Origin of the sequence: Streptomyces sp. KL109B, assembly GCF_030766935.1 — a bacterium.
Taxonomy (GTDB): Bacteria; Actinomycetota; Actinomycetes; order Streptomycetales; family Streptomycetaceae; genus Streptomyces.
The window spans coordinates 31,764-58,050 of record NZ_JASERL010000004.1 but is presented as its reverse complement, the minus strand read 5'-3'; the positions used below and the strand labels follow the sequence as shown (position 1 = coordinate 58,050).

The 26,287-nt window shown below is 71.3% G+C and carries 19 protein-coding genes; 8 read left to right on the top strand and 11 right to left on the bottom strand.

Translation table 11 applies throughout. The features are described 5' to 3' along the window. The first annotated feature begins 27 nt into the window (after positions 1–27). Together RBJ65_RS14930 and RBJ65_RS14925 are read left to right on the top strand one after the other, a co-directional pair. Positions 28–867 carry an isoprenyl transferase gene (locus RBJ65_RS14930; RefSeq protein ID WP_306321721.1) on the top strand — a complete coding sequence of 280 codons (840 nt, stop codon included), beginning with the start codon at positions 28–30 and terminating at the stop codon, positions 865–867. 131 nt (positions 868–998) lie between these two features. After that, on the top strand, positions 999–3,419 hold the full coding sequence (locus tag RBJ65_RS14925) for a LuxR C-terminal-related transcriptional regulator (RefSeq protein ID WP_306321722.1): 2,421 nt from the start codon (positions 999–1,001) through the stop codon (positions 3,417–3,419). Between the two features lie 94 nt (positions 3,420–3,513). On the opposite strand, the gene RBJ65_RS14920 is transcribed toward RBJ65_RS14925, so the two are convergent. From RBJ65_RS14920 to RBJ65_RS14905, 4 genes are all read right to left on the bottom strand, one after another. Continuing rightward, positions 3,514–3,915 carry a Fur family transcriptional regulator gene (locus RBJ65_RS14920; protein WP_306321723.1) on the bottom strand — a complete coding sequence of 134 codons (402 nt, stop codon included), beginning with the start codon at positions 3,913–3,915 and terminating at the stop codon, positions 3,514–3,516. A 66-nt stretch (positions 3,916–3,981) separates the two neighbouring features. Continuing rightward, complete coding sequence (locus tag RBJ65_RS14915) at positions 3,982–4,866, bottom strand: metal ABC transporter permease (protein ID WP_306321724.1); 885 nt, start codon at positions 4,864–4,866, stop codon at positions 3,982–3,984. Between the two features lies 1 nt (position 4,867). After that, the gene (locus RBJ65_RS14910) at positions 4,868–5,653 is read right to left on the bottom strand and encodes a metal ABC transporter ATP-binding protein (RefSeq protein ID WP_306321725.1); all 786 of its coding nucleotides are present in this window, start codon (positions 5,651–5,653) and stop codon (positions 4,868–4,870) included. Between the two features lie 17 nt (positions 5,654–5,670). After that, on the bottom strand, positions 5,671–6,636 hold the full coding sequence (locus RBJ65_RS14905; RefSeq protein WP_306321726.1) for a metal ABC transporter substrate-binding protein: 966 nt from the start codon (positions 6,634–6,636) through the stop codon (positions 5,671–5,673). A gap of 166 nt (positions 6,637–6,802) precedes the next feature. Between RBJ65_RS14905 and RBJ65_RS14900 the strand changes: the two genes are divergently transcribed. Continuing rightward, positions 6,803–8,185: a glycine--tRNA ligase gene (locus RBJ65_RS14900; protein WP_306321727.1), complete on the top strand. Its 1,383-nt coding sequence runs from the start codon at positions 6,803–6,805 to the stop codon at positions 8,183–8,185. Between the two features lie 283 nt (positions 8,186–8,468). Here the strand turns inward: RBJ65_RS14900 and RBJ65_RS14895 are convergent, their stop codons facing one another. From RBJ65_RS14895 to RBJ65_RS14885, 3 genes are all read right to left on the bottom strand, one after another. After that, positions 8,469–9,050: a TetR family transcriptional regulator gene (locus tag RBJ65_RS14895; RefSeq protein WP_306321728.1), complete on the bottom strand. Its 582-nt coding sequence runs from the start codon at positions 9,048–9,050 to the stop codon at positions 8,469–8,471. Between the two features lie 24 nt (positions 9,051–9,074). Beyond that, entirely contained in the window at positions 9,075–10,085 is a 1,011-nt protein-coding gene (locus RBJ65_RS14890; protein WP_306321729.1) for an aldo/keto reductase, read from the bottom strand. A gap of 98 nt (positions 10,086–10,183) precedes the next feature. Continuing rightward, positions 10,184–11,620, bottom strand: a complete 1,437-nt coding sequence (locus RBJ65_RS14885) for an MFS transporter (protein WP_306321730.1) — start codon at positions 11,618–11,620, stop codon at positions 10,184–10,186. Positions 11,621–11,721: 101 nt separating this feature from the next. On the opposite strand from RBJ65_RS14885, the gene RBJ65_RS14880 reads away from it, so the two are divergent. Further along, positions 11,722–12,642 (top strand): helix-turn-helix transcriptional regulator, encoded by a 921-nt coding sequence (locus RBJ65_RS14880; RefSeq protein WP_372341376.1) that lies wholly within the window; start codon positions 11,722–11,724, stop codon positions 12,640–12,642. On the opposite strand, the gene RBJ65_RS14875 is transcribed toward RBJ65_RS14880, so the two are convergent. Further along, positions 12,637–14,112 carry an MFS transporter gene (locus RBJ65_RS14875; RefSeq protein WP_306321731.1) on the bottom strand — a complete coding sequence of 492 codons (1,476 nt, stop codon included), beginning with the start codon at positions 14,110–14,112 and terminating at the stop codon, positions 12,637–12,639. The genes RBJ65_RS14880 and RBJ65_RS14875 overlap by 6 nt on opposite strands. A 474-nt stretch (positions 14,113–14,586) precedes the next feature. On the opposite strand from RBJ65_RS14875, the gene dusB reads away from it, so the two are divergent. Further along, positions 14,587–15,714, top strand: a complete 1,128-nt coding sequence (gene dusB, locus RBJ65_RS14870) for a tRNA dihydrouridine synthase DusB (RefSeq protein ID WP_306321732.1) — start codon at positions 14,587–14,589, stop codon at positions 15,712–15,714. 141 nt (positions 15,715–15,855) lie between these two features. Here dusB and RBJ65_RS14865 read toward each other — a convergent pair whose 3' ends face one another. Then, positions 15,856–17,820 (bottom strand): glycogen debranching N-terminal domain-containing protein, encoded by a 1,965-nt coding sequence (locus RBJ65_RS14865; protein WP_306321733.1) that lies wholly within the window; start codon positions 17,818–17,820, stop codon positions 15,856–15,858. A 13-nt stretch (positions 17,821–17,833) separates the two neighbouring features. Continuing rightward, positions 17,834–19,183, bottom strand: coding sequence for a hypothetical protein (locus RBJ65_RS14860; RefSeq protein ID WP_372341377.1), 1,350 nt, complete (start codon positions 19,181–19,183; stop codon positions 17,834–17,836). A 149-nt stretch (positions 19,184–19,332) separates the two neighbouring features. On the opposite strand from RBJ65_RS14860, the gene RBJ65_RS14855 reads away from it, so the two are divergent. The 3 genes from RBJ65_RS14855 to RBJ65_RS14845 all read left to right on the top strand — a co-directional run bounded on the left by RBJ65_RS14855 (position 19,333) and on the right by RBJ65_RS14845 (position 24,849). Then, the gene (locus RBJ65_RS14855; protein ID WP_306321734.1) at positions 19,333–20,553 is read left to right on the top strand and encodes an ROK family protein; all 1,221 of its coding nucleotides are present in this window, start codon (positions 19,333–19,335) and stop codon (positions 20,551–20,553) included. 415 nt (positions 20,554–20,968) lie between these two features. After that, complete coding sequence (ppdK, locus tag RBJ65_RS14850; RefSeq protein ID WP_306321735.1) at positions 20,969–23,686, top strand: pyruvate, phosphate dikinase; 2,718 nt, start codon at positions 20,969–20,971, stop codon at positions 23,684–23,686. 236 nt (positions 23,687–23,922) lie between these two features. After that, positions 23,923–24,849: an oxidoreductase gene (locus tag RBJ65_RS14845; protein ID WP_306321736.1), complete on the top strand. Its 927-nt coding sequence runs from the start codon at positions 23,923–23,925 to the stop codon at positions 24,847–24,849. 79 nt (positions 24,850–24,928) lie between these two features. Here the strand turns inward: RBJ65_RS14845 and RBJ65_RS14840 are convergent, their stop codons facing one another. After that, complete coding sequence (locus RBJ65_RS14840) at positions 24,929–26,206, bottom strand: LPXTG cell wall anchor domain-containing protein (protein ID WP_306321737.1); 1,278 nt, start codon at positions 26,204–26,206, stop codon at positions 24,929–24,931. Positions 26,207–26,287: the final 81 nt, after the last annotated feature.

Genomic DNA, 26,287 nt, shown 5'->3' with positions numbered 1-26,287 from the left:
CGCTGAGCTAGGGGAGAGGCCCGGAACATGGCACGTCGCGGAATCCTCGGACGGAACCGCCGTGAGTACACGACGCCCGAACCGCACCCGTCGGGCGCGCGGCCGCCGAAGATCCCCGGCGAGCTGGTGCCCCGGCACGTGGCGATCGTCATGGACGGCAACGGCCGCTGGGCCAAGGACCGCGGCCTGCCGCGCACGGAGGGTCACAAGGTCGGCGCGGAGCGCGTCCTCGACGTGCTGCAGGGCGCCATCGAGCAGGGCGTCGGGGCCATCTCCCTCTACGCCTTCTCGACCGAGAACTGGAAGCGCTCGCCCGACGAGGTCCGCTTCCTCATGAACTTCAACCGGGACTTCATCCGCAAGACCCGCGACCAGCTCGACGAGCTGGGCGTACGGGTGCGCTGGGTGGGCCGGATGCCCAAGCTGTGGAAGTCGGTCGCCAAGGAGCTGGAGATCTCCCAGGAGCAGACCAAGGACAACGACAAGCTGACCCTGTACTTCTGCATGAACTACGGCGGCCGCGCCGAGATCGCCGACGCCGCGCAGGCCCTCGCGGAAGACGTGAAGGCCGGGCGCCTCGACCCGGCGAAGGTGAACGAGAAGACCTTCGCGAAGTACCTGTACTACGCGGACATGCCCGACGTGGACCTCTTCCTGCGCCCCAGCGGCGAGCAGCGCACCTCCAACTACCTGCTGTGGCAGAGCGCGTACGCCGAGATGGTCTTCCAGGACGTGTTGTGGCCGGACTTCGACCGCCGTGACCTGTGGCGGGCCTGCCTGGAGTACGCCTCGCGCGACCGCCGCTTCGGCGGGGCGATCCCGAACGAGGAACTGCTCGCGATGGAGGGGCGTACCGAGGAGGGCTGAGCGGCTTTCCGGGGTGAGCGGCTTTCCGGGGGTGCGGCAGCGTCCGGTCGTCAACCGGGCGGAAAGCGACGGGACCGTGCGGGAGCGGTCATCCACCGCGGGCCGCGCCCCGTCCGCCCTACCGTTGGCCCATGGACGCGCGCGCAGTAGCTGTCGAACTCCCCGCAGAGACCACCAGCTTCGTCGGGCGCGGGCGTGAACTCCGCCTGATCACCGAGGCGTTGACCCGGGTCAGGCTCGTCACACTGACCGGGCCCGGCGGCGTCGGCAAGACCCGGACCGCCGTGCGCGCGGCCCGCGAGCAGGCCGCCGAGCACCCGGGCGGCGTGCACCTCGTGCCACTGTCCGGGCTCAGCGCCCCCGAACTGCTCCCGCACACCGTGTGCGCGGCGCTCGGCCTCTCCGAGCAGGGCGCGTCCGACGCGCTCCAGGCGCTGTGCGCACACCTCGCCGAGCGCCGCGCCCTGCTCGTCCTCGACACCTGCGAGCACCTCATCGACGCCTGCGCCGCGCTCGCCGACACGCTGCTGCACGCGGCCCCCGCCCTGCGCGTCATCGCCACCAGCCGCCAGCCCCTCGACATCCCCGGCGAACAGGTGCTGCCGATCCCGCCCCTGCCCGTGCCCGACGCGGGCACGGACGCCGGTACCGGTGCCGGTGCGGACGGCGGCGGGCCCTGCGAAGCCGTCACGCTGTTCGTCGACCGGGCCGCGGCAGCCGCCCCCGGCTTCGTCCTCACCGACGCCAACCGGGGCGCCGTACACGACCTGTGCCGCTGCCTCGACGGCATCCCGCTCGCCGTCGAACTCGCCGTCGCCCGGCTCCGCGTCCTCGGCCCCGACCAGCTGCTGCGCCGCATCGACCAGCGCCTTCGACTGCTCACCGGAGGGCGCCGGGTGAGCGTGCCGCGCCACCAGACGCTGCGCGCCACCATCGCCTGGAGCCACGACCTGTGCACGGTACGGGAGCGGCTGCTGTGGGCGCGGCTCTCCGTGTTCGTGGGCGGCTTCACCCTGGAGGCCGCCGAGGACGTCTGCGCCGACGAGGCCGAACTGCCCGCCGACGACGTCCTCGACTGCCTGGCCGGGCTCGTCGACAAGTCGGTCGTCCAGCGCGTCGAAGCCGACGACGAACACCCCGAACCCCGCTACCGGATGCTCGACACCCTCCGCGAGTTCGGCCTCGACCACCTCGGCGCCGACGACGAGGAGCACGCCGCCCGCGCCCGGCACCTCGCCTACTACCTGCGGCTCGCCGAGGAGTACGACCACGAGTGGACGGGCGACGGCCAACTCCCCTGGCTGCGCCGCCTCGTCGACGAACACGGCAACCTGCGCGCGGCCCTCGAATTCGCCGCGGCCACCCCCGGCGAGGAGCAGTCACTGCTCACCCTCACCGTCCGCCTGTGGGGCTACTGGAACTGCGCGGGCCTGTTGACCCAGGGACGCCACTGGCTGGCCCGCGCCCTCGCCGTCGCCCCCAAGGCCACCACCGAACGGGTCCGCGCCCTGTGGATCACCGGCACGTACATGAACCTCCAGGGCGACACCGACGACCACAGCGCCCTGTACGACGAGGCCGAGACGGTCGCGGCTTCGCTCGGCGACCGCGGAGGCGTGGCCTGGGCGCGCGCGGCCCGCGCCATGAACACGTATTTCCTTGGCGAACTGGACGGCGTGACCGAGGAGTTCGATGAGGCGCTGCGCGTCTTCGACGAACTGGGCGACCGGCCGGGCCAGTTGATGGCCCCGTTCGTCGCGGCGCCCCCGCACATCCTCACCGGGAACCCGCAGCGCGGCATCGCCCTGTGCGACCGCTCCCTGGAGCGCGACGCGGCGACCCCCGACGAGTGCTGGGCGCGCGGCTGGGCGCTGTGGACCAAGAGCATCGGCCTGTGGTTCGCCGACGACCACGTGGCGAGCGCCGAGTGCGCCCGCGAGGGCATCCGCGTCAAGGCCGCGCTCGGCGACTCCATGGGCATCGCCCACTTCCTGGAGAACCTCGCCTGGCGCGCCGCCGAACTGGGCGGCGCCTCCCGCGTCGCGGTGCTGCACGGCGCCGCGGACCGCCTGTGGCGCCTCGCCGCGTCGGCGCCCCGCTTCTCCATGGAGGTCTACGACACCCTGCACGACGCCGCCGCCGAGTCCTCCCGCAGGGCCCTCGGCGAGCACGAATTCCAGCGCCGCTTCCGCGAGGGCGAGGCCCTGACCACCCAGGACGCCGTCCGCTGGGCCCTCACCGACGAACTCCCGCGCGGCGTCACCGTCCCCCAACAACGCGAGGACCCGGACGGCCCGGCCGGCCTGGAAGCCCTCACAGCCCGCGAACGCGAAGTCGCCGCCCTCGTGGCCGAAGGCCTCACCAACCGCGAAATCGCCGAACGCCTAGTCATCTCCAAACGCACCGCAGACGCCCACGTAGAACACATCCTGTCCAAACTGGGCTTCTCGTCCCGCTCCGCGGTAGCGACCCTCTACGAGCCTGAACAACCCACCCAATCAACCCCTCCGGCGGCGGGCGAGCACAATTCAAGCCCCTCCGGCGGCGGGTGAGCACAATTCAAGCCCCTCCGGCGATTGAGGAGCGGGGCCCGGGGCAGAGCCCCGCACCCGCAACACACCCACCCGCAACACAGCCACCCGCAACCTAAGCGGCAGCGCACTCCGCACAGGTACCGAAGATCTCAACCGTATGCGCCACATTCACATACCCGTGCTCGGAGGCAATCGCCTCCGCCCACTTCTCCACGGCCGGCCCCTCGACCTCAACCGCCTTGCCGCACACCCGACACACCAGGTGGTGGTGATGCTCACCGGTCGAGCACCGCCGGTACACCGCCTCGCCGTCAGACGTCCGCAGCACATCGACCTCGCCCGCGTCCGCAAGGGACTGCAACGTGCGGTACACCGTGGTCAGCCCGACGGAGTCCCCCTTGTGCTTGAGGACGTCGTGCAGGTCCTGCGCGCTACGGAACTCGTCGACCTCGTCGAGCGCCGCCGCCACGGCCGCGCGCTGGCGGGTCGACCTGCCTCGAACCGGGGCTGCCACGGGTTCCTCCTCTTGTCCCTGCACGTACGTACGGCCGCCATTGTGCCAGGCGGCCGTACGCACGGGTCATACCTTGGCCGGGGCCTGCTCGGGGATCGGGCACTCGGCCGGATCCCCCGGCGGCACCTCCACCGCGCGCGCCCGGCGCCGGGCCAGCGGCTTCGCGAGCAGCGCGAGGACGACGAACGCGGCGATGGTGAGCAGCACGATCGTCGCTCCGGGCGGCACGTCCTGGTAGTACGAGGTGGCGGTGCCGCCGATCGTCACGGCGACGCCGAGCGCCACCGCGATCACGAACGTCGCCTTGAAGCTGCGGGTCAACTGCTGCGCCGCGGCGACCGGCACGACCATGAGCGCGGACACGAGCAGCAGCCCGACGACCCGCATCGCGACGGTCACCGTGACCGCCGCCGTCACGGCGATCAACAGATTCAGGAACCGCACCGGCAGCCCCGTCACCCGCGCGAACTCCTCGTCCTGGCTCACCGCGAACAGCTGCCGCCGCAGGCCGACCGTCACCAGCACCACGAACGCCGCGAGCAGACAGATCGCGAGGACGTCGTCCTGGGAGACGGTCGAGAGCGAGCCGAAAAGATACGAGTTGAGGTTGGCGTTGGAGCCGCCGGGCGCCAGGTTGATGAACATGACGCCGCCCGCCATGCCTCCGTAGAAGAGCATCGCGAGCGCGATGTCGCCGCGCGTCTTCCCGTACCAGCGGATCAACTCCATGACCACGGCGCCGAGTACGGACACGAGCGTCGCCATCCACACGGGGGACGTCGACAGCAGAAAGCCGAGGCCGACACCCGTCATCGCCACGTGCCCGATGCCGTCGCCCATCAGGGCCTGGCGGCGCTGCACGAGGTAGATGCCGACGGCCGGGGCCGTGATGCCGACGAGGACGGCGGCGAGCAGCGCCCGCTGCATGAAGTCGTAGGAGAGGAGTTCCATGTCAGCTCAGCAGTCCTGTACGTACGGGTTCCGAATGGGCGGCGGTGTGCGGATGTACGTGGTCGTGGCCGGGCAGCGCGTGCAGGCCGACGGCCTGCGGGGGCGGGCCGTCGTGCAGCACGCAGCCGTCGCGCAGCACGACCGCGCGGTCGATCAGCGGCTCCAGCGGGCCGAGTTCGTGGAGCACGAGGAGGACGGATGCGCCGGCCGCGACCTGCGTGCGCAGGGTCGCCGCGAGGATCTCCTGGCTGGCCAGGTCGACGCCCGCCATCGGCTCGTCCATGATCAGCAGCTCGGGTTCGGCGGCCAGGGCGCGCGCGATGAGTACGCGCTGGTGCTGGCCGCCGGAGAGGGCGTCCACGGAGTCCTTGGCGCGGTCCGCCATCCCGACGAGTTCGAGGGCGCGGGTGACCGCGTCCCGGTCGGCCTTGCGCAGGATGCCGAACCGGGCGCGCGAGAGGCGCCCGGAGGAGACGACCTCGGTGACCGTCGCGGGCACGCCGCCCGCGGCCGTCGTGCGCTGCGGTACGTAGCCGACGCGCGCCCAGTGCTTGAAGCGCCGCCGCGGCGTGCCGAAGATCTCGATCTCGCCGCCGGTGACGGGCACTTGGCCGATGACGCTGCGTACGGCCGTGGACTTGCCTGAGCCGTTCGCGCCGAGCAGGGCGACGACCTCGCCGCGGTGCACGGTCAGGTCGATGCCGCGCAGCACGGGGCGCCCGCCGAGCTCGGCCGTCACCTTGCGCAGGGATATGACGGCTTCGCCTTCGCCCTCGCCTTCACTCATCTCGCGCTCCCCTGTGGTCACTTGGCGTCCAGCGCCTTCTGCAGCGCCGCCAGGTTCGACTCCATGACCTCGATGTAGTCGTCGCCCTTGGACTTCTTCGTGATGCCCTCGATCGGGTCGAGGACGTCGGTCTTGAGGTGCGCGTCGCCCGCGAGGGTCTTGGCGGTCTTGTCGCTGACGAGCGTCTCGTAGAAGACGGTGGAGACGCCGTCGTGCTCGGCCGTCTTCTGGAGCTCCTTGACGCGGGCGGCGCTGGGCTCGCTCTCCGGGTCGAGGCCGTTGATGGCCTCCTCGGTGAGGCCGTAGCGCTCGGCGAGGTAGCCGAAGGCGGCGTGCGTGGTGATGAAGGTCGAGGACCCTGAGGACGTGGCGTCCTTGAGGCCCTTCTCGTACTTGGTGTTCAGCTCGTCGAGCTCGCCGACCAGGGCCTTGGTGTTCTTCTTGTAGTCGGCCGCGTGGTCCGGGTCGGCCTTCTCCAGGGCCTTGCCGACGCCCTCGGCGACCTCGGCGTACTTCACCGGGTCGAGCCAGATGTGCGGGTCGGCGGCGTCCTCGTCGTGGGTGTGGCCGGCGTGCTCGTGGTCGTGGCCGTCGACCTCGTTGCCGTGCTTTTCGAGGGAGGTCAGGGTGCCGGCGTCGATCTTCGTCTTGATGCCGGACTGGCCGATCGCCTCGTCGACCGAGGGCTGCAGGCCCTTCAGGTAGACCGCGACGTCGGACTCCTCGAGCTGGGCGCGCTGCTTGGCGCTGACTTCCAGGTCGTGCGGCTCCTGGCCGGGCTGGGTCAGGTTCGTGACGTCCACGTGGTCCCCGCCGATCTCCTCGGCGAGGTACTGCATCGGATAGAACGACGCGACGACGCTCAGCTTGCCGTCACTCCCCTTGTCGTCGGCTGCGGAGCTGCCGCACGCGGTGAGGGCGCCGAGACCGAGGGCGGTGACGGCGGCGACGGGTATGAGCTTGCGGGATCGTCGTACGTTCATGACAGTCATTTTCAACAAAACTGGAAACGATTGTCAACAAGCCCTTCGTCCCGCTCTGCACCAAGAACCGATTTGGTTCGGGGGGTGGCCCCGCCGGTAACCTGAGGCATTCGCTCCCGGAGCGCGTATCCAGCGCGCTCACCGTCGTCGTAATGAAGAGAGCACCGTGGCCGCCGACAAGATCGACACCATCGTCAGCCTCAGCAAGCGCCGTGGCTTCGTCTACCCCTGCAGCGAGATCTACGGCGGTCAGCGCGCCGCCTGGGACTACGGACCGCTGGGCGTCGAGCTGAAGGAGAACCTCAAGCGTCAGTGGTGGCGCTACATGGTCACCTCGCGCGAGGACGTCGTCGGTATCGACTCGTCCGTGATCCTGGCGACCGAGGTCTGGCAGGCCTCCGGCCACGTCGCCACGTTCACCGACCCGCTCACCGAGTGCACCTCCTGCCACAAGCGGTTCCGCGCGGACCACCTGGAGGAGGCGTACGAGGCGAAGAAGGGCCGCCTCCCGGAGAACGGCCTCGCCGACCTCTCCTGCCCGAACTGCGGAAACAAGGGCACGTTCACCGAGCCCAAGCAGTTCTCCGGCCTGCTCTCCACGCACCTCGGCCCGACGCAGGACAGCGGCTCCGTCGCCTACCTGCGCCCCGAGACCGCGCAGGGCATCTTCACCAACTTCAGCCAGGTGCAGACGACTTCGCGCCGCAAGCCGCCCTTCGGCATCGCGCAGATGGGCAAGAGCTTCCGGAACGAGATCACGCCGGGCAACTTCATCTTCCGCACCCGCGAGTTCGAGCAGATGGAGATGGAGTTCTTCGTCAAGCCGGGCGAGGACGAGCAGTGGCAGCAGTACTGGATGGACCAGCGCTGGAACTGGTACACGGGCCTCGGCATGCGCGAGGAGAACATGCGCTGGTTCGAGCACCCGAAGGAGAAGCTCTCCCACTACTCGAAGCGCACCGCTGACATCGAGTACCGCTTCCAGTTCGGCGGCAGCGAGTGGGGCGAGCTGGAGGGCGTCGCCAACCGCACCGACTACGACCTGTCCGCGCACTCCAAGGCCTCCGGTCAGGACCTCTCCTACTTCGACCAGGAGAAGGGCGAGCGCTACACGCCGTACGTCATCGAGCCCGCGGCCGGTGTCGGCCGCGCGATGCTCGCGTTCATGCTGGACGCGTACGTCGAGGACGAGGCGCCCAACGCCAAGGGCAAGATGGAGAAGCGCACGGTCATGCGCTTCGACCACCGCATCGCCCCGGTGAAGGTCGCGGTCCTCCCGCTGTCCCGCAACCCGGAGCTGTCCCCGAAGGCCAAGGGCCTGGCCCAGGCGCTGCGCCAGAACTGGAACATCGACTTCGACGACGCGGGCGCCATCGGCCGCCGCTACCGTCGCCAGGACGAGATCGGTACGCCGTTCTGCGTCACGGTCGACTTCGACACGCTCGACGACAACGCGGTGACCGTGCGCGAGCGCGACACCATGAAGCAGGAGCGCGTCTCCCTCGACCAGATCGAGGGCTACCTGGCGTCGCGGCTCGTCGGCTGCTGACCCGAGCGTTTGCTTCGGCCCGGTTCACCCGTGGTGGGCCGGGCCTTTCGCTGCCCGGCGCGACGGGGGCACGGCCTCGGGGCTCTGCCCCGGACCCCGCTGCTCAATCGCCGCAGGGGCTGGAAAGACCTGCTCAATCGCCGCAGGGGCTGGAAAGGCCTGCTCAATTGCCGCAGGGGCTTGAGGGGGTCACCCGCCGCTGGGGCATGAGGCGGCCACATTCAAGCCCCGCCGGCGTTTGAGGCGCGGGGTCCGGGGCGGAGCCCCGAGGCCGCAACGCCGTCTAGCGTCGAAGTCCGCGCAGGACCAGTCCCACGACCGCGTCGAACGCGGCCTGCGCGTCGTCCCGCACCCACTCCGCCGCGTGCACGGGGTCATGGAAATGGGCCGTCGCCTCGAACACCGCCCGCGCGGTCACCCCGAGGTCGGCCGCCTCGAACTCACCCGCGTCCACGCCCTGTTGAAGAATCGACGTCAACTGGGCCGTCAGCTCGGCGATATGGACGTCGACCACACCGCCCTGCTCGTCCGTGAGGACGGAGTACGTGGCGAACAGCTCCGGATCGTCGCCCGCCTTGTGGCGCTTGGCGTCGAAGAGGGTCGCCAGCCAGTGGCGGAGCTTGTCGGCCGGCGCCTCGTCACCCGCCACGACCTCCGCGAGCCGCCCCGTCGTCCGGTCCAGCCACCGCTTCGTGACCGCGCCGCGCAGCTCCGCCTTCGTACGGAAGTGCCGGTACACCGAGCCGTGGCTGACCCCGAGCGCGCGCGCCACGTCGACGACGGTCGCCTTCGCGGGGCCGTGCCTGCGCAGCACGTCCTCGGTCGCGGCGAGGATGCGCTCGGGGGTCAGGGTCTCGGGGGCCATGGCTATGAAGTTACCCGCCGCTGATCAGCGCTCGCTGTCGAGGTGTGCCATCTGGGCCGCCGGGTAACGGTCGCCGGCCGCGGCGTCCGCGGGCACGGCCTCCTCGACGGCGGCGAGGTCGGCGGCGTCGAGCGTGACGTCGAGCGCGCCGAGGGCCTCGGTCAGGCGGTCGCGGCGGCGGGCGCCGACCAGCGGGACGATGTCCTCGCCCCGGCTGAGCACCCACGCGATCGCGATCTGCGCGACGCTCGCGCCCTTCTGCTCGGCGATCTTGCGGAGCCGGTCGACGAGGTCCAGGTTGTGCCGGAGGTTCTCGCCCTGGAAGCGCGGGCTGAACGCCCGGAAGTCGCCCGCGCCGAGCTGCCGGTCGCGGGTGAAGTGGCCGGAGATCAGGCCGCGGGACAGCACTCCGTACGCGGTGATGCCGATGCCCAGCTCGCGGGTGGCCGGCAGGATCGCGTCCTCGATGCCGCGCGAGATGAGCGAGTACTCGATCTGGAGGTCGGAGATCGGGGCCGTGGCGGCGGCCCTGCGGATGGTGTCCGCGCCCACTTCGCTGAGCCCGATGTGCCGTACGTAGCCCTGCTCGACGAGTTCGGCGATGGCGCCGACCGTCTCCTCGATCGGCACCTCGGGGTCGAGGCGGGCGGGCCGGTAGACGTCGATGTGGTCGACGCCGAGGCGCTGGAGCGAGTACGCGGCGAAGTTCTTCACCGCCTCGGGGCGGGCGTCGTAGCTGTTCCAGGCGCCGTCCGGGCCGCGCAGGGCGCCGAACTTCACGCTGACCAGCGCGTTCTCCCGGGCTGCGGCGGGGGCCGAGCGCAGGGCCTCGCCGAGCAGCATCTCGTTGTGGCCCATCGCGTAGAAGTCGCCGGTGTCGAGGAGCGTGACCCCGGCGTCGAGCGCGGCGTGCACCGTGGCGACGGACTCGGCCCGGTCGGCCTCTCCGTACAGCGCGGACATGCCCATGCAGCCGAGGCCGAGGGCGGCGGTGCGGGGGCCGGTGCTGCCGAGGGTGCGGGTGGGGAGGGTCATCGGGGGCCTCCGGGAGGCGTGGGTGGGGGTGGGTGTCCCTCCACCATGGCATGACGGATGACAGATTTCAATATCTGTCATCCGTCACCCGTTACCCGTCACACGATGCGGCGTGGCAGACGCAGGCTCAGCAGCACCGTCAGCGCCACCGCCGCGAGCTGCACGAGCAGCGTCGTCACCAGGGCGTCGCGCATGCCCATGCCGGGGGCCGCGGACAGGAACAGCGAGCCCAGCGTGGCCACGCCCAGGGCGAGCGCGGCCTGCTGCGTCGTCGTCATCACGCCGCTGCCGACGCCCGCCCGCGCCGCGGGCACCTCGGAGAGGATGATCCGGAAGATGATGGGGAGTTGGAGCGCCTGGCCCGCTCCGGCGAGCACCGCGCCCGGCAGCAGTTCGAGCATCCCGAGCCCCGGCCACGCCTGCCACGCGGCGAACGCGATCAGCGCCACCCCGGCCGCCTGCAACAGGCCGCCCACCGTGACGACCCGCGAACCCCAGCGGCTCACCAGGCGCGGCCCCGCGAGCGAGGTCACGAAGAAGACCGCCGCCATCGGCGCGAGCGTGAGCCCGGCCTCCGTCGCGCCAAGACCCTCGCCCCGCTGCAGCGCCACCGCGATGACGAACATGAACCCGCTGAAGCCGGTGGAGAACGGCACGACCATCACCAACCCGCGCCGCAGCGACACCAGTTGGAACAGGGACGGCGGTACGAGAGGGGTGCGGCCCGCGCGGTCGGCCGCGCGCTCCACCGCGTAGAAGAGGTACGCGAGGAGCGGGAACGCCGCCAGGCACAGCCACGTCCACAGCGGCCAGCCCGCCGCCCGGCCCTCCGTCAGCGGGGCGAGCAGCGCGATCAGGGCAAGCGCGAGCAGCACCGTGCCCGGCACGTCGACCGGCTCGGGCCGCTCGGAGCGGGTCTCGGGAACCGTACGGACGGCGAGGACCAGGGCGAGGAGCACCACCGGCACGTTCACCAGGAACACCGAACGCCAGCCCGTGCCGAACAGGTCCGCCGAGACGAGTACACCGCCGAGCACCTGACCCGCCACCATCGAAAGCCCGGCCGTGGCGCCGTACTTGCTCATGGCGCGCGCCCGGTGCGGGCCCGTGGTCGTGGCCTGGATCGTGGCGAGGACCTGCGGCAGCATCGCCGCGCACGAGGCGCCCTGCGCGATCCGGGCCGCGACCAGCGCCCAGGCCGTCGGGGCGAGTCCGCAGGCCAGCGACGTGATGCCGAAGGCCGCCGTGCCGATCAGGAACAGGCGGCGCCGGCCGAGGAGGTCGCCGAGCCGGCCGCCGAGGACGAGCAGGACGGCGTACGTGATGCCGTAGCCCGCGACGACGAGTTCGAGGACGGGCTCGCTCGCGTGCAGATCGCGGCCGATGGTGGGCAGGGCGACGTTGACGATGAAGAAGTCGATCAGGGGCAGCGCCGCGCCGAGCAGCACCGTGAGCAGGCCGAGGCCGCCGAGGACGGGCGGCGTACGGTCGCGCTCCCCGGTGTTCGCGGTCCTCGCCTGGATGTGGGTCGTCATGCCAACGAGCGTCGTCCGGGCCCCAGACGGGTACCAGAGTGTTCTTATCCTGGTAGAAGCGCTACCTGGAAACAGGCTCCGGCCGGGTCCACCCTGGGGGAATGGCCACGATGACACGGAACGTACCGGTCGCGCCGGTCGAACCGGTTGCACCAGATGTGCGGGGCAGCGGATCGGCCGAGGTCCGGCGGCACGAGCTGGCGGGCTTCCTGCGCAGCCGCCGCGAGCGGATCACGCCCGAGGAGGTGGGGCTGCCGCGCGGCAGGCGCCGCCGCACCCCGGGGCTGCGCCGCGAGGAGATCGCGCACCTCTCGGCGGTCGGCGTCACCTGGTACACGTGGCTGGAGCAGGCCCGCGACATCCAGGTCTCGGCGCAGGTGCTCGACGCGCTGGCCCGGGCGCTGCGCCTCGACGCGAGCGAGCGGGCCCACCTCTTCGGCCTCGCGGGCGCCATCGACCCGACACCGGCGGCGGTCTGCACCACGCTGACGCCCGAAGTCATCGGCATGCTGCGGAAGTTGGAGCCGTACCCGGCCTACGTGCAGAACAGCCGCTCCGACATCCTCGCGTACAACCGCACGTACGGCAGGCTGCTCTGCGACCTGGACGAGATCCCGCCCGAGGACCGCAACCTGATGATCCTGGCGTTCACGCACGAACGGTGGCGGCGGTCGATCGTCTACCTGGACGAGGTGCTGCCGATGATGGCCGCCAAGTTCCGCGCGGTCATGGCGGACCACCTCGGCGAACCCGGCTGGAAGCTCATCCTCAAGCGGCTCTCCGAGGAGTCGCCCGACTTCCGCGAGGTGTGGGAGCGCCACGACGTGCAGAGCTCGGCGCCCAGCAAGGTCAAGCACTTCCGCAACGAGCACGTCGGGCAGATCTCCCTCGTCCACACCGACCTGTGGCTCGGCCGCGCCTGCGGCGCCCGCCTGGTCACGTACACCCCGGCGGACGACGTCTCCGGCGCACGCCTGGAGGAACTGCAGAAACTGGCGGAGGACCGGGCGTCGTCGTCATGACGTCGACCGGGTCGCCGCCTCCGTGATCGCGGCGTCCTCCGCGTCCTCCAGGCGCTCCGCCGTCCGCCGCGCCGTCTCCCGCGCCCAGCGCCCGCTGGTCAGCGCGCCGAGCAGCAGGACGGCCAGACCGCAGCCCGCGATGATCCACCAGCAGGCGCGGCTGGCTCCGACGAAGGCCGTCGCGTACGAGGACGAGGCCACGCCCGACGCGAGCACCGCGCCGATCACGGCGACGCCGAGGGTCTGGCCGATCTGCCGGCTCGTGGAGGCGACGGCCGCCGCGACGCCCGCCTGGGCGCGCGGCATCCCGGAGACCGCGGTGTTGGTGATCGGCGCATTCACGAAGCCGAAGCCGATGCCGAACAGGACGTAGCCGAGGAAGAGCGTGCCATTGGACGTCTCCGCGTCGAAGGCCGCGAACAGCACCCCGCTCGCCGTCATCATGACGCCCGCGACGAGCAGCGGGAGCCGCGGCCCCCGGCTCCCGACGAGCCGCCCGGACAGCGGCGCGCACACCAGCGTCATCGCCGCCATCGGCAGCATCCACAGCCCCGCGTGCAGCGCGTCGAGCCCGCGTACGTCCTGCAGATAAAGCGTCGACAGGAACAGGAACCCGCCGAGCGCCGCGAAGCCACAGATCGCGATCACCGTCGCGCCACTGAACGGCGCCGACCGGAAGAACCGCAGGTCGATAAGGGGTTCGGCACGCCTGGGCTCATAGACCAGAATCCCGATCAGAGCCGCCGCCGCGACCGCCGCGAAGACCAGGATCCTGACCGAGGTCCAGCCCGCGTCGGGGGCCTCGATGATCGCGTACGTGAGTGAGCCGAGCAGCGCGATGATCAGGACCTGGCCGACCGGGTCGGGGCGGCGGGCCTTCGGGGCGCGGGACTCCGGGACGTAGCGGAGCGTGAGGAGCAGGGCCGCGAGGCCGACCGGCAGATTGATCCAGAAGATCGACCGCCAGCCGACCGAGTCCACGAGCAGCCCACCGACCAGCGGGCCCGCCGCCATCGAGATGCCCACCACCCCGCCCCACACACCGATCGCACGGGCCCGCTCACGCGGGTCCGTGAACGTGTTCGTGATGATCGACATCGCGACCGGATTGAGCATCGAGCCACCCACGGCCTGCAACATCCGGAACGCGACGAGCGACTCCAGCGTCGGCGCGAGCGAACAGGCCACGGACGCGACCGTGAACACGGTCAGCCCCACCATGAACACCTTGCGCCGCCCGATCCGGTCGGCCGTCGACCCGGACAGCATCAGCAGCGCGGCGAGGACGAGCGTGTAGGCGTCGATCGTCCATTGCATGCCCGAGAGCGTGGCGTCGAAGTCCTTCGCCATGGAGGGGAGGGCGACGTTCAGGACGGTGTTGTCGAGGCTGACGATCAGCAGGCTCATACAGCAGATCGCCAGGACGAGCATGCGCCTGCGGTGGGTCAGGGTTTGTCGTGCATCGGGCATGTGTCCGACGGTAGCCGGATCTGCTGTGCGGCGAGACGTCGGCCACAACGGGCCGGCCCGACGTCCGAGGCGCCGAATATCAAGCCCTTCCGGTGCTGGCAGCGCGGGGTGCCGGACCTGTCAGGTTCTTCGGGTGCTGGCAGCGTGGGGTGCCGGACACATCAAGCCCTTCCGGCGGTGGCAGTGCGGGGTGCCGGACACATCAAGCCCTTCCGGCGGTGGCAGTGCGGGGTGCCGGACACATCAAGCCCTTCCGGCGGTGGCAGGGTGGGGTGCCGGACACATCAAGCCCTTCCGGCGGTGGCGGTGCGGGGTGCCGGACCTATCAAGCCCCGCCGGCGATTGAGGCGCGGGGTCCGGGGCAGAGCCCCGAGGCGTGGGAGCGGGAGGCCGGGACCATACGACCGGGCCAACCGGACCATGAGGGACAATGGACGCCGACCCCCACCCGTCGTCCGCTCGGAGAGCCCCGCGATGCCCGCTCTGACCATCGGCCCCCACCACGTGCAACCGCCCGTCGTCCTCGCCCCCATGGCCGGGATCACGAACGCGCCGTTCCGCACGCTGTGCCGGGAGTTCTCCGGCGGCAAGGGCCTCTTCGTGAGCGAGATGATCACGACGCGGGCGCTGGTCGAGCGCAACGAGAAGACGATGCAGCTCATCCACTTCGACGAGACCGAGAAGCCCCGCTCCATCCAGCTGTACGGCGTCGACCCGGCCACCGTCGGCAAGGCCGTCCGCATGATCGCGGAGGAGGACCTCGCCGACCACATCGACCTGAACTTCGGCTGCCCGGTCCCGAAGGTGACCCGCAAGGGCGGCGGCTCGGCGCTCCCGTACAAGCGGAACCTGCTGCGCGCGATCCTGAAGGAAGCGGTGTCGGGGGCGGGCGACCTCCCGGTCACGATGAAGATGCGCAAGGGCATCGACGACGACCACATCACGTACCTCGACGCGGGCCGGATCGCGGTCGAGGAGGGCGTCACGGCGATCGCCCTGCACGGGCGCACGGCGGCCGAGCACTACGGCGGCACGGCCGACTGGGACGCGATCGCGCGCCTGAAGGAGCACGTCCCGGAGATCCCGGTGCTCGGCAACGGCGACATCTGGTCGGCGGACGACGCGCTGCGCATGGTCCGCGAGACCGGGGTCGACGGAGTCGTCGTGGGGCGCGGCTGCCTCGGGCGGCCGTGGCTGTTCGCGGATCTGGTGGCGGCGTTCGAGGGGCGCGAGGACCGTGCCCGGCCGACGTTGCGGGTGGTCGCGGACGCGATGGTGCGGCACGCGACGCTGCTCGGCGAGTGGATCGGCGACGAGTCGCGCGGCGTGATCGACTTCCGTAAGCACGTGGCCTGGTACCTGAAGGGGTTCGCGGTCGGCTCGGAGATGCGCAAGCGGCTGGCGATCACGTCGTCGCTGGAGGAACTCCGTTCGGGCCTGGACGAGTTGGACCTCGATCAGGGGTGGCCCACCGGCGCCGACGGTCCTCGTGGCCGTACGTCGGGCAATGGCCGGGTCGTCCTGCCGGACGGGTGGCTCAAGGATCCGTACGACTGCGCGGGTATCAGCGAGGACGCGGAACTGGACACGTCCGGGGGGTGACCGGGGCCTGTTGCGCGGCGCCGTGGTTGCGGCCCGGGGCTCTGCCCCGGACCCCGCTGCTCAATCGCCGCAGGGGCTTGATTGGCCGGGGCTTGAGTTGTTCGGCGCTCAATCGCCGCAGGGGCTTGATTGGCCGGGGCCTCAGCCTCCCCCCACCGCCGTCAGCAGCGCCAACGGTGCTGCCGCCGACCGCGACTCCCGCTGGCAGGCGTACGGGTACGGCACCGGCCCCGGGTACGTCGAGCGCGCGTACCCCGCCAGCACCTCCGGGAGACGGCCCCCGCACGCGCTCGCCGCGGCGATGAGGCCGCCCGCCACCACCCGCGCCTCGTCGTGCAGCCCGTACCGCGCAAGGCCCAGCGCGATCAGCGCGTTGTCGTGCGGCCAGACCGAACCCCGGTGGTAGGAGAGCGGGTGGTAGGCGCCCTGGCCGGAGGCCACCGTGCGGACGCCCCAGCCGGAGAAGAAGTCCGGTTCCAGGAGACGGCGGCCGACCTCCTCCCCGTACTCCTTGTCGAGGAGACCCGACCACAGCAGATGGCCCGCGTCCGACGCCAGCGCGTCCAGCTGCCTGCCCTCGCCGTCGAGCGCCAGCGCCGGGAAGCGCTTCTCCGGCATCCAGAAGTCCCGTACGAAACGGTCCCGAAGGTCCGACGCCGCCTGTTCCAGCAGGTCCGCGTAGACCGCGTCGGACCAGACCGTGCGCGCGAGCGTCGCCGTGCGGCGCAGCGCGTCGTACGCGTAGCCCTGCGCCCCGGCCGCCATCACCGGACCCGTCGCCCGGCCGCCGTCGGCCGCGCAGATCGCGCCGGGGGAGTCCTTCCAGTTCTGGTTGGCGAGGCCGCCCCGGTCGGCCCGGTAGACGAGGTAGCCGCGTGACGTGAGCCCGCCGTGGTCGAGCATCCAGCCGACCGCCGCCCGCGCGTGGGACTCCAGGCGGCGGGCAGGACCGGCGTCCCCGGTCTGCTCCACGTACGCGCCCAGCAGCACGAGGAACAGCGGTGTCGCGTCCACCGAGCCGTAGTAGCGGCCGAAGGGGACCTGGCCGAAGTGCGCCAGCTCGCCGTGGCGCACCTCGTGCACGATCTTCCCGGGCTGCGCCACCGGCCCCTCCACCGCCTCGGTGGCCTGCGTCGCGGCCAGTACGGGGAGGGTCGCGGCGGCCAGTTCGGGGCGGTACGGCAGCGCGAAGAGCGAGGTGAGTGCCGCGTCCCGGCCGAGCAGCGTCAGGAACCACGGCACGCCCGCCGCCGGTACCAGGTGCCGCTCCCCGTCCGGGCCCGCCGCCGCGACCCGCAGCACCGCGAGGTCCGCGAGCCCGCGCGCGCAGGCCTGCGAGAGTTCCGGCCAGGCGCCCGCGGGCAGCTCGACTCCGTCCGTGAACTCCCTTACGGTGTCGGCCAGTTCGGACGACACCGCGGCAGGGCTCTCCGGGGCTCGTACCGGCTCCGTGCCCGACGGTCGCGCCACCACCCGCAGCGTCAGCTCGGCCCCGCCCTGGCCCGGCAGGTCCAGGGTCCATACGAGGCGGCGCGCCCCGGTTCCCGTCTCCTCGACCCCGTCCGGCGGCGGCTCGCTCGTCACGGTCGTCGAGGAGCACCAGTCGCCGCGCGTGTACGTGAACTCCACGCCGTCGTCGAGGACTTCGCGGGTGCGGACCGCGCCCGTCTTGACGTACGTACGGTGGTCGGAGCGCAGCTCGAACTGGTCGGTGAAGTCCGCGTCGACCGTGAGCGCGATGCGTACCGTCGTCGGCGCCGGGCGGTTCGAGACGACCCGCAGCCGCTCCACGAACGAGGCCTCCGCCACCGCCTGTTCACGGAACACCGTGTACGGCGACGGCTCCTGACGTCCGCCGCGCCGCACGAGCACGCAGCGGCCCACGCCCTCCTGCTCGTACGACATGGGGGCGAGGACCTCCGGCGCGGCCCCGTCGACCGTGAGCTGCCAGCGGCACAGGTGGCGCGCGTCCCGTACGAACAGGCCGTCGGGGGAGGAGCCGCCGCGCACCGCGGTGAGCGCGCCGGACGGGTCCGTCGCCGCGAACGTCTCTCCGCAGACCAGGAGTTGGCGTCCCTGCTCGTATCCTTGCCCATCCGTCGTCACGACGTCCGTCCTCTCACCCAGCGGATAGCAGATCCAGCGTCAGCGCGGCCGTCCAGCCGAAGCCGCGGGCGCCGCAGCCCGCCCCCGTACGGGGATTCACGTACTCGGCGAAGTCCGACGCCCCCGCGACGTCGAGCATGGCGGTGCGCAGGCGCGCGGCCCGCGCGTGCTCGCCGTGCAGCCGGAGTCCGTGTTCCAGCAGCCAGTTGGTGTTGAACCAGGCGGGCCCGCGCCAGTAGCGGTGCGGGTCGAAGGCCGGGCTCCGGAGGTCGTAGCTCGGGGCCAGGCGCGTCAGGTCGCCGAGGCCGAAGTGCGGTCCGCACGCGGTGGCGACGAGCGCCCGCGTCACCTCCTGCGGCAGCGTCGGCAGGATCAGCGGCAGCAGCCCGGAGACGCCGTACTCCACGACGAGATCTCCACCCCCGCCGCGTAGATCCCGGCAGAAGAACATTCCCGCCGCCGGATCCCACAGCCGCCGCACCAGCGCCGCCGTCAGCCGCTCCGCCCGCGCGTGCCGCGCCGTCCCCACCGCTCCCAACTCGCAGGCGATCCGCGCGAGGGCGTGCTCGGAGGCGGCGAGCAGCGCGTTGAAGGACGGGTCCTCGACCGCGAACCCGCCCACCACGTCCGCGTATTGGCCGTCCCGGTAGTCGGCGGCAAGCCGCACGTACCGCCCGTAGTCGAGGTCCGTCGGCCGGTCCTGTGCCACCCCGTGCTCCAGGTCCGCGCGGCGGAACGTCCGGGCGGGGGCGGGGGACACCCGGCGGAGCGGGGCGTCCCAGCACGGGCTGTTGTCCATGCCCTGCTCCCACGGGTGGATCACGGCGGCCAGGCCCCCGCCGCCGTGGTCGCGGCGGTGCAGGAGGTAGCGGTGCCAGGACGCGAGGCCGGGGTAGACGCGCGCGAGGAAGCCGCGGGCGCGGGAGAGTTCCGGGTCGGCGCGGTGCACCAGCCAGGCGGCCAGCGCGTGCACGGGCGGTTGCACGATGCCCGATGTCTGCACGGCGGCCGGGGCGCCGGCGGCGCGGCCCGCGGTGGCGGAGCGCCAGAAGTCGGGGCTCGGGAAGTAGGCGTCGAGCGGGACGGCGGGGTTGAAGACGATGTGCGGGATCCGGCCGTCGCCCCACTGGGCGGCGAGCAGCGTCTCCAGTTCCACCTGGGCGCGCAGGGCGGAGACGTGGCGCAGGCCGATCGCGATGAACGCCGAGTCCCAGGACCACTGGTGGGGGTAGAGCGTGCGCGAGGGGACGGTCGAGGTGCCCGTCCAGTTCGCGTCGAGCACGCGCGCGGCACGGTCCCATAAGGAGGCGCCGGGCCGTGCGGGCCGCAGCGCGCTTCCCTGCCGCTCGGTCGTGTGCTCCACAGGCTCTCCCACGTCCCTTCCGGTTCTCTTCCGGGGTTGTCTGCCGGGGGCTGCCGGTTACGCGGCATGCAGCCTAGAGTTACGTCTACTTAACACGCAAAACCTAGAATGTAACGCACAGTTGATGAACGCAAGGGGGTTGACGCGGCATGGCGGGCATTGCGGGCACGGCGGGGAACCGGGCGAGCGCCGGGGAGTTGCTCCACATGGTGCGGAGCGGCAGGGCGACCACGCGGGGCGCACTCCAGGAAGTCACCGGCCTGTCCAGGGCCACCGTCGGCCAGCGCCTCGACCGGCTCTTCCGGGCCGGCTGGCTGCGCGAAGGCGTCGCGGGACCCGTCAACTCCCGGCTCGGCGGCCGCCCTTCGATCCACCTGGAGTTCGACGACGCGCACGCCGTGGTGCTCGCCGCCGACCTCGACACCCGGCACGCCCGCGCCGCCGTCCTGTCCCTGGGCGGCGACGTACTCGCCGAGCACACGGACACCCTCACCGTCGACGACGGACCCGAGGCCGTGCTCTCCCGACTCGGGGCCTGGTTCGGGGACCTGCTGAAGAAGGCGGAGCGTACGCCGGACGCGGTGTGCGGACTCGGCCTCGCGGTGCCCGGGCCCGTGGACTTCGCCTCCGGCCGGGTCGTACAGCCGCCGATCATGCCCGGCTGGGACGGCTACGACATCGTGGGCCGGCTCGCCCGCGCGGTGGCCGAGGGCGCGGGCACCCCCGCCGACCTGCCGGTCCTCGTCGACAACGACGCCAACCTCATGGCGTACGGCGAACAGCGCGCCGCCCACCCCGACTGCCATGCCTTCGCCCTCGTCAAGGTCTCCACCGGCATCGGCGCGGGCGTCGTCGTGGACGGCGCGATCTACCGGGGCATCGACGGGGGCGCGGGCGACATCGGGCACATACGGGTGCCGGGCGGCGCGGACGCGCTGTGCAGATGCGGTTCGTACGGCTGCCTGGCCGCCGTCGCCAGCGGCCGGGCCCTGGCGCGCCGGCTCACCGAAGCGGGCACCCCCGCGGCCTCCGGCTCCGACGTGCGGGCGCTGCTCGCCGCCGGGCACCCGGAGGCGCTGCGGCTCGCGCGCGACGCGGGGCGGGCCGTCGGCGAGGTACTGGCCACCGTCGTGACGCTCCTCAACCCCGGCGTCCTCATGATCGCCGGAGATCTGTCCGGAACTGCCTTCCTCACGGGCGTCCGCGAACTCCTCTACCAACGGGCCCTGCCGCGCTCGACCGCGCACCTGGACGTGGTCACGTCCCGGCTCGGCGAGCGCTCCGCGCTCATCGGAGCGGGAGCGCTGGTGGTCGAGGAGCTGTACGCGCCCGAGCGGGCCGAGCGGCGGCTCGCGGCGCTCGGCGTGTGACGCGCCCGTTTCGTCCCTGGGACGCGTCCGCATGCTGGAACCGGACCGTCCGACGGCCGTTTCAAACGGCGTGATTCTCGCCACCCCTGATCGGGGTTGCGCTCAGATGAGCGAAAAATCGGCGCCGACACTTCTCCAAGTCGTGGCACTGAGTGCCACTGCTCGATCATTTATGGCGTGAACGCACAAACGAGCAAGACCCGCTCATCTGAGCAAAACCCTAGGTCTACGGGGGTAGTGCGTTCAAGTAATAAAGACAACGATGTGCGGGGTGCTCTCCATCCGCCACTTTCGATCTCCTGGCGGACGGGTGGTTACGCCCGTATGACGGCTGAGTGGACGTACCCACAGGCCTTGGATCTGGGTATGTTCCTCGCCGTCAGGGCAGCCACCGAGCCTCGAGGAGTCGAGACACGTGTCGGAGAACAAGGATCCTCAGGTAGCGAAGTTCGTTTACGACTTCACCGAGGGCAACAAGGACCTCAAGGACCTGCTGGGCGGCAAGGGTGCCAACCTCGCCGAGATGACCAACCTGGGACTTCCCGTCCCGCCCGGCTTCACCGTCACCACCGAGGCCTGCAAGGTCTACCTCGACAGCGGCGAGGAGCCGGTGGCACTCCGTGACGAGGTCAGTGCGCACCTCGACGCGCTCGAGAAGAAGATGGGGAAGAAGCTCGGCCAGGCCGACAACCCCCTTCTGGTGTCGGTCCGTTCGGGCGCCAAGTTCTCCATGCCCGGCATGATGGACACCGTCCTCAACATCGGGCTCTCCGACAAGTCGGTGCAGGGCCTCGCCAAGCAGGCAGGCGACGACCGCTTCGCCTGGGACTCGTACCGCCGCCTCATCCAGATGTTCGGCAAGACCGTCATGGACGTCGACGGCGAACTCTTCGAGGACGCCCTGGAGAAGGCCAAGGCGGCCAAGAAGGTCGTGGTCGACACCGACCTGGACGCCGCCGACCTCAAGAAGCTCGTCACGCGCTTCAAGAAGATCGTCAAGACCGAGGCCGGGCGGGACTTCCCGCAGGACCCGCGCGAGCAGATGGACCTGGCCATAAAGGCCGTCTTCGAGTCGTGGAACACCGACCGCGCCAAGCTGTACCGCCGCCAGGAGCGCATCCCCGGCGACCTCGGCACGGCGGTAAATGTGTGCTCGATGGTCTTCGGCAACCTCGGCGCGGACTCCGGCACGGGCGTCGCGTTCACGCGTGACCCGGCCTCGGGTCACCAGGGCGTGTACGGCGACTACCTGCAGAACGCGCAGGGCGAGGACGTCGTCGCGGGCATCCGCAACACCGTGCCGCTCGCCGAGCTGGAGCAGATCGACAAGAAGTCGTACGACCAGCTCATGCAGATCATGGAGACCCTTGAGAACCACTACAAGGATCTCTGCGACATCGAATTCACCATCGAGCGCGGCCAGTTGTGGATGCTGCAGACGCGCGTCGGCAAGCGGACGGCCGGCGCCGCCTTCCGTATCGCGACGCAACTCGTCGACCAGGGTCTTATCGACGAGGCCGAGGCCCTGCAGCGGGTCAGCGGCGCGCAGCTCGCGCAGCTGATGTTCCCGCGCTTCGACGACGAGGCGAAGGTCGAACTCCTCGGCCGCGGCATCGCCGCCTCTCCGGGCGCGGCGGTCGGCAAGGCGGTCTTCGACTCGTACACCGCCATCAAGTGGTCGCGCTCCGGCGAGAAGGTCATCCTGATCCGCCGCGAGACCAACCCCGACGACCTCGACGGCATGATCGCCTGCGAGGGCATCCTGACCTCGCGCGGCGGCAAGACCTCGCACGCCGCCGTCGTCGCGCGCGGCATGGGCAAGACCTGTGTGTGCGGCGCCGAGGAGCTGGAGGTCGACACCAAGCGGCGCCGCATGACGATCGGCGAGACCGTCGTCGAGGAGGGCGACACCGTCTCCATCGACGGCTCCACCGGCAAGGTCTACCTCGGCGAGGTGCCCGTCGTGCCCTCCCCGGTCGTCGAGTACTTCGAGGGCCGGATGCACGCCGGGGCCGACGACGCCGACGAACTCGTGGGCGCCGTGCACCGGATCATGGCCTACGCGGACCGAGTACGCCGCCTGCGCGTACGCGCCAACGCCGACAACGCCGAGGACGCGCTGCGCGCCCGCCGCTTCGGGGCGCAGGGCATCGGCCTGTGCCGCACCGAGCACATGTTCCTCGGCGACCGGCGCGAGCTCGTCGAGAAGCTGATCCTCGCGGACACCGACGCCGAGCGCGAGGAGTCCCTGAAGCTGCTGCTTCCGCTGCAGAAGCAGGACTTCGTCGAGCTGTTCGAGGCGATGGACGGGCTGCCCGTGACGGTGCGGCTGCTCGACCCGCCGCTGCACGAGTTCCTCCCCGACATCACCGAGCTGTCGGTCCGCGTCGCTCTCGCCGAGTCCCGCAAGGACAACAACGAGAACGACCTGCGCCTCCTCCAGGCCGTGCACCGGCTGCACGAGCAGAACCCGATGCTGGGCCTGCGCGGCGTCCGCCTCGGCTTGGTCATCCCCGGCCTGTTCACCATGCAGGTCCGCGCCATCGCCGAGGCCGCCGCCGAGCGGAAGAACGCCAAGGGCGACCCGCGCGCCGAGATCATGATCCCGCTCGTCGGCACCGTCCAGGAGCTGGAGATCGTCCGCGAGGAGGCCGACCAGGTCATCGCGGAGGTCGAGGCCACCACCGGCGTCAAGCTGAAGCTCGCCATCGGCACCATGATCGAGCTGCCCCGCGCCGCCCTCACGGCCGGGCAGATCGCCGAGGCCGCCCAGTTCTTCTCCTTCGGCACGAACGACCTCACGCAGACGGTCTGGGGCTTCAGCCGGGATGACGTCGAGGCTTCGTTCTTCACGGCGTACCTGGAGAAGGGCATCTTCGGGGTGTCGCCGTTCGAGACGATCGACAAGGACGGCGTCGGCTCCCTCGTGAAGTCCGCCGTCGAGGCGGGCCGTGCCACGCGCCCCGACCTCAAGCTCGGCGTCTGCGGCGAGCACGGCGGCGACCCGGAGTCGGTCCACTTCTTCCACGAGGCCGGGCTCGACTACGTCTCCTGCTCCCCGTTCCGCATCCCCGTCGCCCGCCTGGAGGCCGGGCGCGCGGCCAGCACCTCGCAGGGCAGCGACCACCGCTGACCTGTAGCCGAACTCCGGGGCCGCCGCGAGTCCCCGACCCTCACCGATTCGCGGCGGCCCCGGTATCCATGAAAAGGGCGGCACCCTGCGGGGGACGTGCCGCCCTTTTTCGTACGCCACTTTCGTACGTCACTTTCGTACGTCACGTTTTCCTACGTCACGTCGTGGGACCTTCGTGCTGATCGGCGTACCCTGCGGTAACCGCGCAGACGACGTCACCGAAGGGAAGCCGATCCATGAGCGGCTGGAGCGCGACCGACATCCCCGACCAGCAGGGCCGTACGGCCGTGGTCACCGGAGCCAACACCGGCATCGGCTACGTCACCGCCCGCGAGCTGGCCCGTGCGGGCGCTCACGTGGTGTTGGCCTGCCGCAGCGAGTCGCGCGGCACCGCGGCCCTCGACCGCCTGAAGTCCGAAGTACCCGGCGCGGACGCCGAGTTCGCCCCGCTCGACCTCGGCGACCTCGCCTCCGTACGCGCCTTCGCCGAGGCCCGCCAGGACCGCCCGCTCGACCTCCTCGTCAACAACGCGGGCGTGATGGCCCTCCCGTACGGGCGCACCAGCGACGGCTTCGAGACGCAGTTCGGCGTGAACCACCTGGGGCACTTCGCCCTCACCGGGCTGCTCCTGTCGAACCTGCTCGCGGCGCCCGCGCCCCGCGTCGTCTCCGTCTCCAGCGCCCTGCACGCCATGTCCAACATCGACATCGCCGACCTCAACAGCGAGAAGAAGTACGGGCGTTGGACGGCCTACGCGCGGTCCAAGACGGCCAACCTGCTGTTCGTGCACGAGCTGGCGCGGCGGGCGAAGGCGGCGGGCGCGAACCTCGTCGCGGCCGCGGCGCACCCCGGGTACGCGGCCACGGAGTTGCAGTCGCGCGCGGCGCAGATGGAGGGCCGCAAGGGCATGGAGCGGTTCTTCGACGTCGGGAACCGGTTCGTCGGGCAGTCCCCCGAGGGCGGGGCGCTGCCGACGTTGCGCGCGGCCACGGACCCCGGCGTACGGGCCGACGAGTTCTACGGCCCGCGGGTGCTGATGACGCGCGGGGCGCCGGTCAGGTCGTGGCGGGCGTCGTGGACGCGCAACGACGTGGCGGGGGAGCGGTTGTGGGCGGCGTCGGAGCAACTGACGGGCGTGGACCACAAGTTGCTCGACCGCTGACGGTGGCGTAAAGGACGGCGGTGGGCCGGCTCCCCCTCCAGCAGGGGTGCCGGCCCACCGTCAGTCATGGGCGACCGCGTCAGCTGTTGGCGGCGGCCTTGCGGCGGCGCACCACGTACACCGCGCCCGCGCCGAGCACGACGGCCGCGCCGCCCGCCAGGCCGATGGTCGGCAGGGCGGAGGAGGAGCCGGTGGAGGCGAGCGAGCCGTTCGCGGTGCCGGAGCCGCTGCCGGAGTCGGAGCTGGCGATGGGGGAGGCGCTGCCCTGGGGCTTGGGCTTGTTGCCCGGCTTGGCGGGGGTGTCGGAGTTGCCGGCGCCGACCGGGTTGATCGTGAACTCGTAGACGGCCCAGTCGCTCGCGCCGCAGCTCTTGTCCTGGTTGAAGTACTCGCCCAGGGCGATGCTGGCGCCGTAGCCGGCCGGGGTCGAGCGGTCGATCGTCAGGCGCAGCGGCAGGTCGACGTGCGCGCCCGCCTTCACGTTCGTGAACCGACCCGCGTAGTCACCCATGTCGACGGACTTCCAGGTGCCGCCCTGCTTGGACTTGAGGTGCAGCTTGTCGCTCAGGTCCTTCTCGGACTTGTCGACCGCGCCCACGGCCACGAACGGGTACACCTCGTCGAGGGTCCGCTTGGAGGTGTTGGTCAGCCGCAGCCGGAAGTCGACCGTGGAACCGGCGGCGATCTTCGAGGGCAGGCCGGAGAGGGCGGACTTGAGGTCGGAGCCCGCCGGGCAGTCCGGGTCCTGCGGGTCCTCGGACCCCTCCTGCTCGGCGAGCGCGTCGTCGAGGGCCTTCTTGGCGGCCTGCTTCGCGGCGCGGGCGTCGTCGATGGCGTTGCGGGCGTCGTTGAGCTTCTTGAAGAGGGCGACGTTGGCGTCGTGGAAGGCGTCGTTGGCCTCCGCGTACTTGGCGTCGGCCGCGGTCTTGGCCGTGGCCTTCTCGGCCGCGGTGGCCGTGGCGAGGTCGAGCTCCTTCTGGGCCGCCTCCTTGAGGGCCTCGTCGTCACCGGCGTCGGCCAGCTTCTGCTGCGCCGCGTCGACGGCCTTGTCGGCCTCGTCCTTCGCCTTCGCGGCCTCGACGGCGGCCGTCTTCGCGGCGTCGGCGGCGACCTTGAGCGGGTTCGACGGCTGATTGAAGTCGTCGATCTCCTTCACGATCGCCTTCTCGGCGGCCACCGCCTCCTGGTACGCCTGCTTCGCCGCCTTGTACGCCTTGCGCAGCTCGGCTATGGAGGGCTGCTTCTGCGTCTGCGCCGCAGGCTTCGTGTCGGCGTACGCGGGAGAGACGGACAGCAGCGCCACCGGTGCGGTCACGGCGGCGACGGCGGCTGTCGCGAGAATCTGACGGATCTGCACGGGACGCCCTCTGTTCGGGTCGGAGTAAGGCGCGCGTAAGCGCTGAGGTGCCGAGATACTAAGGCGATTCGAGGGCGCCCG

Excerpts from the sequence above, each read along its gene's own strand:
- RBJ65_RS14885 (WP_306321730.1), bottom strand. The coding sequence starts at position 11,620 with ATGACGACCCACATCCAGGCGAGGACCGCGAACACCGGGGAGCGCGAC.
- RBJ65_RS14925 (WP_306321722.1), top strand. The coding sequence starts at position 999 with ATGGACGCGCGCGCAGTAGCTGTCGAACTCCCCGCAGAGACCACCAGC.
- RBJ65_RS14930 (WP_306321721.1), top strand. The coding sequence starts at position 28 with ATGGCACGTCGCGGAATCCTCGGACGGAACCGCCGTGAGTACACGACG.
- dusB (WP_306321732.1), top strand. The coding sequence starts at position 14,587 with ATGCCCGCTCTGACCATCGGCCCCCACCACGTGCAACCGCCCGTCGTC.
- RBJ65_RS14915 (WP_306321724.1), bottom strand. The coding sequence starts at position 4,866 with ATGGAACTCCTCTCCTACGACTTCATGCAGCGGGCGCTGCTCGCCGCC.
- RBJ65_RS14855 (WP_306321734.1), top strand. The coding sequence starts at position 19,333 with ATGGCGGGCATTGCGGGCACGGCGGGGAACCGGGCGAGCGCCGGGGAG.
- RBJ65_RS14880 (WP_372341376.1), top strand. The coding sequence starts at position 11,722 with ATGGCCACGATGACACGGAACGTACCGGTCGCGCCGGTCGAACCGGTT.
- RBJ65_RS14910 (WP_306321725.1), bottom strand. The coding sequence starts at position 5,653 with ATGAGTGAAGGCGAGGGCGAAGGCGAAGCCGTCATATCCCTGCGCAAG.
- RBJ65_RS14905 (WP_306321726.1), bottom strand. The coding sequence starts at position 6,636 with ATGAACGTACGACGATCCCGCAAGCTCATACCCGTCGCCGCCGTCACC.
- RBJ65_RS14895 (WP_306321728.1), bottom strand. The coding sequence starts at position 9,050 with ATGGCCCCCGAGACCCTGACCCCCGAGCGCATCCTCGCCGCGACCGAG.
- RBJ65_RS14890 (WP_306321729.1), bottom strand. The coding sequence starts at position 10,085 with ATGACCCTCCCCACCCGCACCCTCGGCAGCACCGGCCCCCGCACCGCC.
- RBJ65_RS14875 (WP_306321731.1), bottom strand. The coding sequence starts at position 14,112 with ATGCCCGATGCACGACAAACCCTGACCCACCGCAGGCGCATGCTCGTC.
- RBJ65_RS14845 (WP_306321736.1), top strand. The coding sequence starts at position 23,923 with ATGAGCGGCTGGAGCGCGACCGACATCCCCGACCAGCAGGGCCGTACG.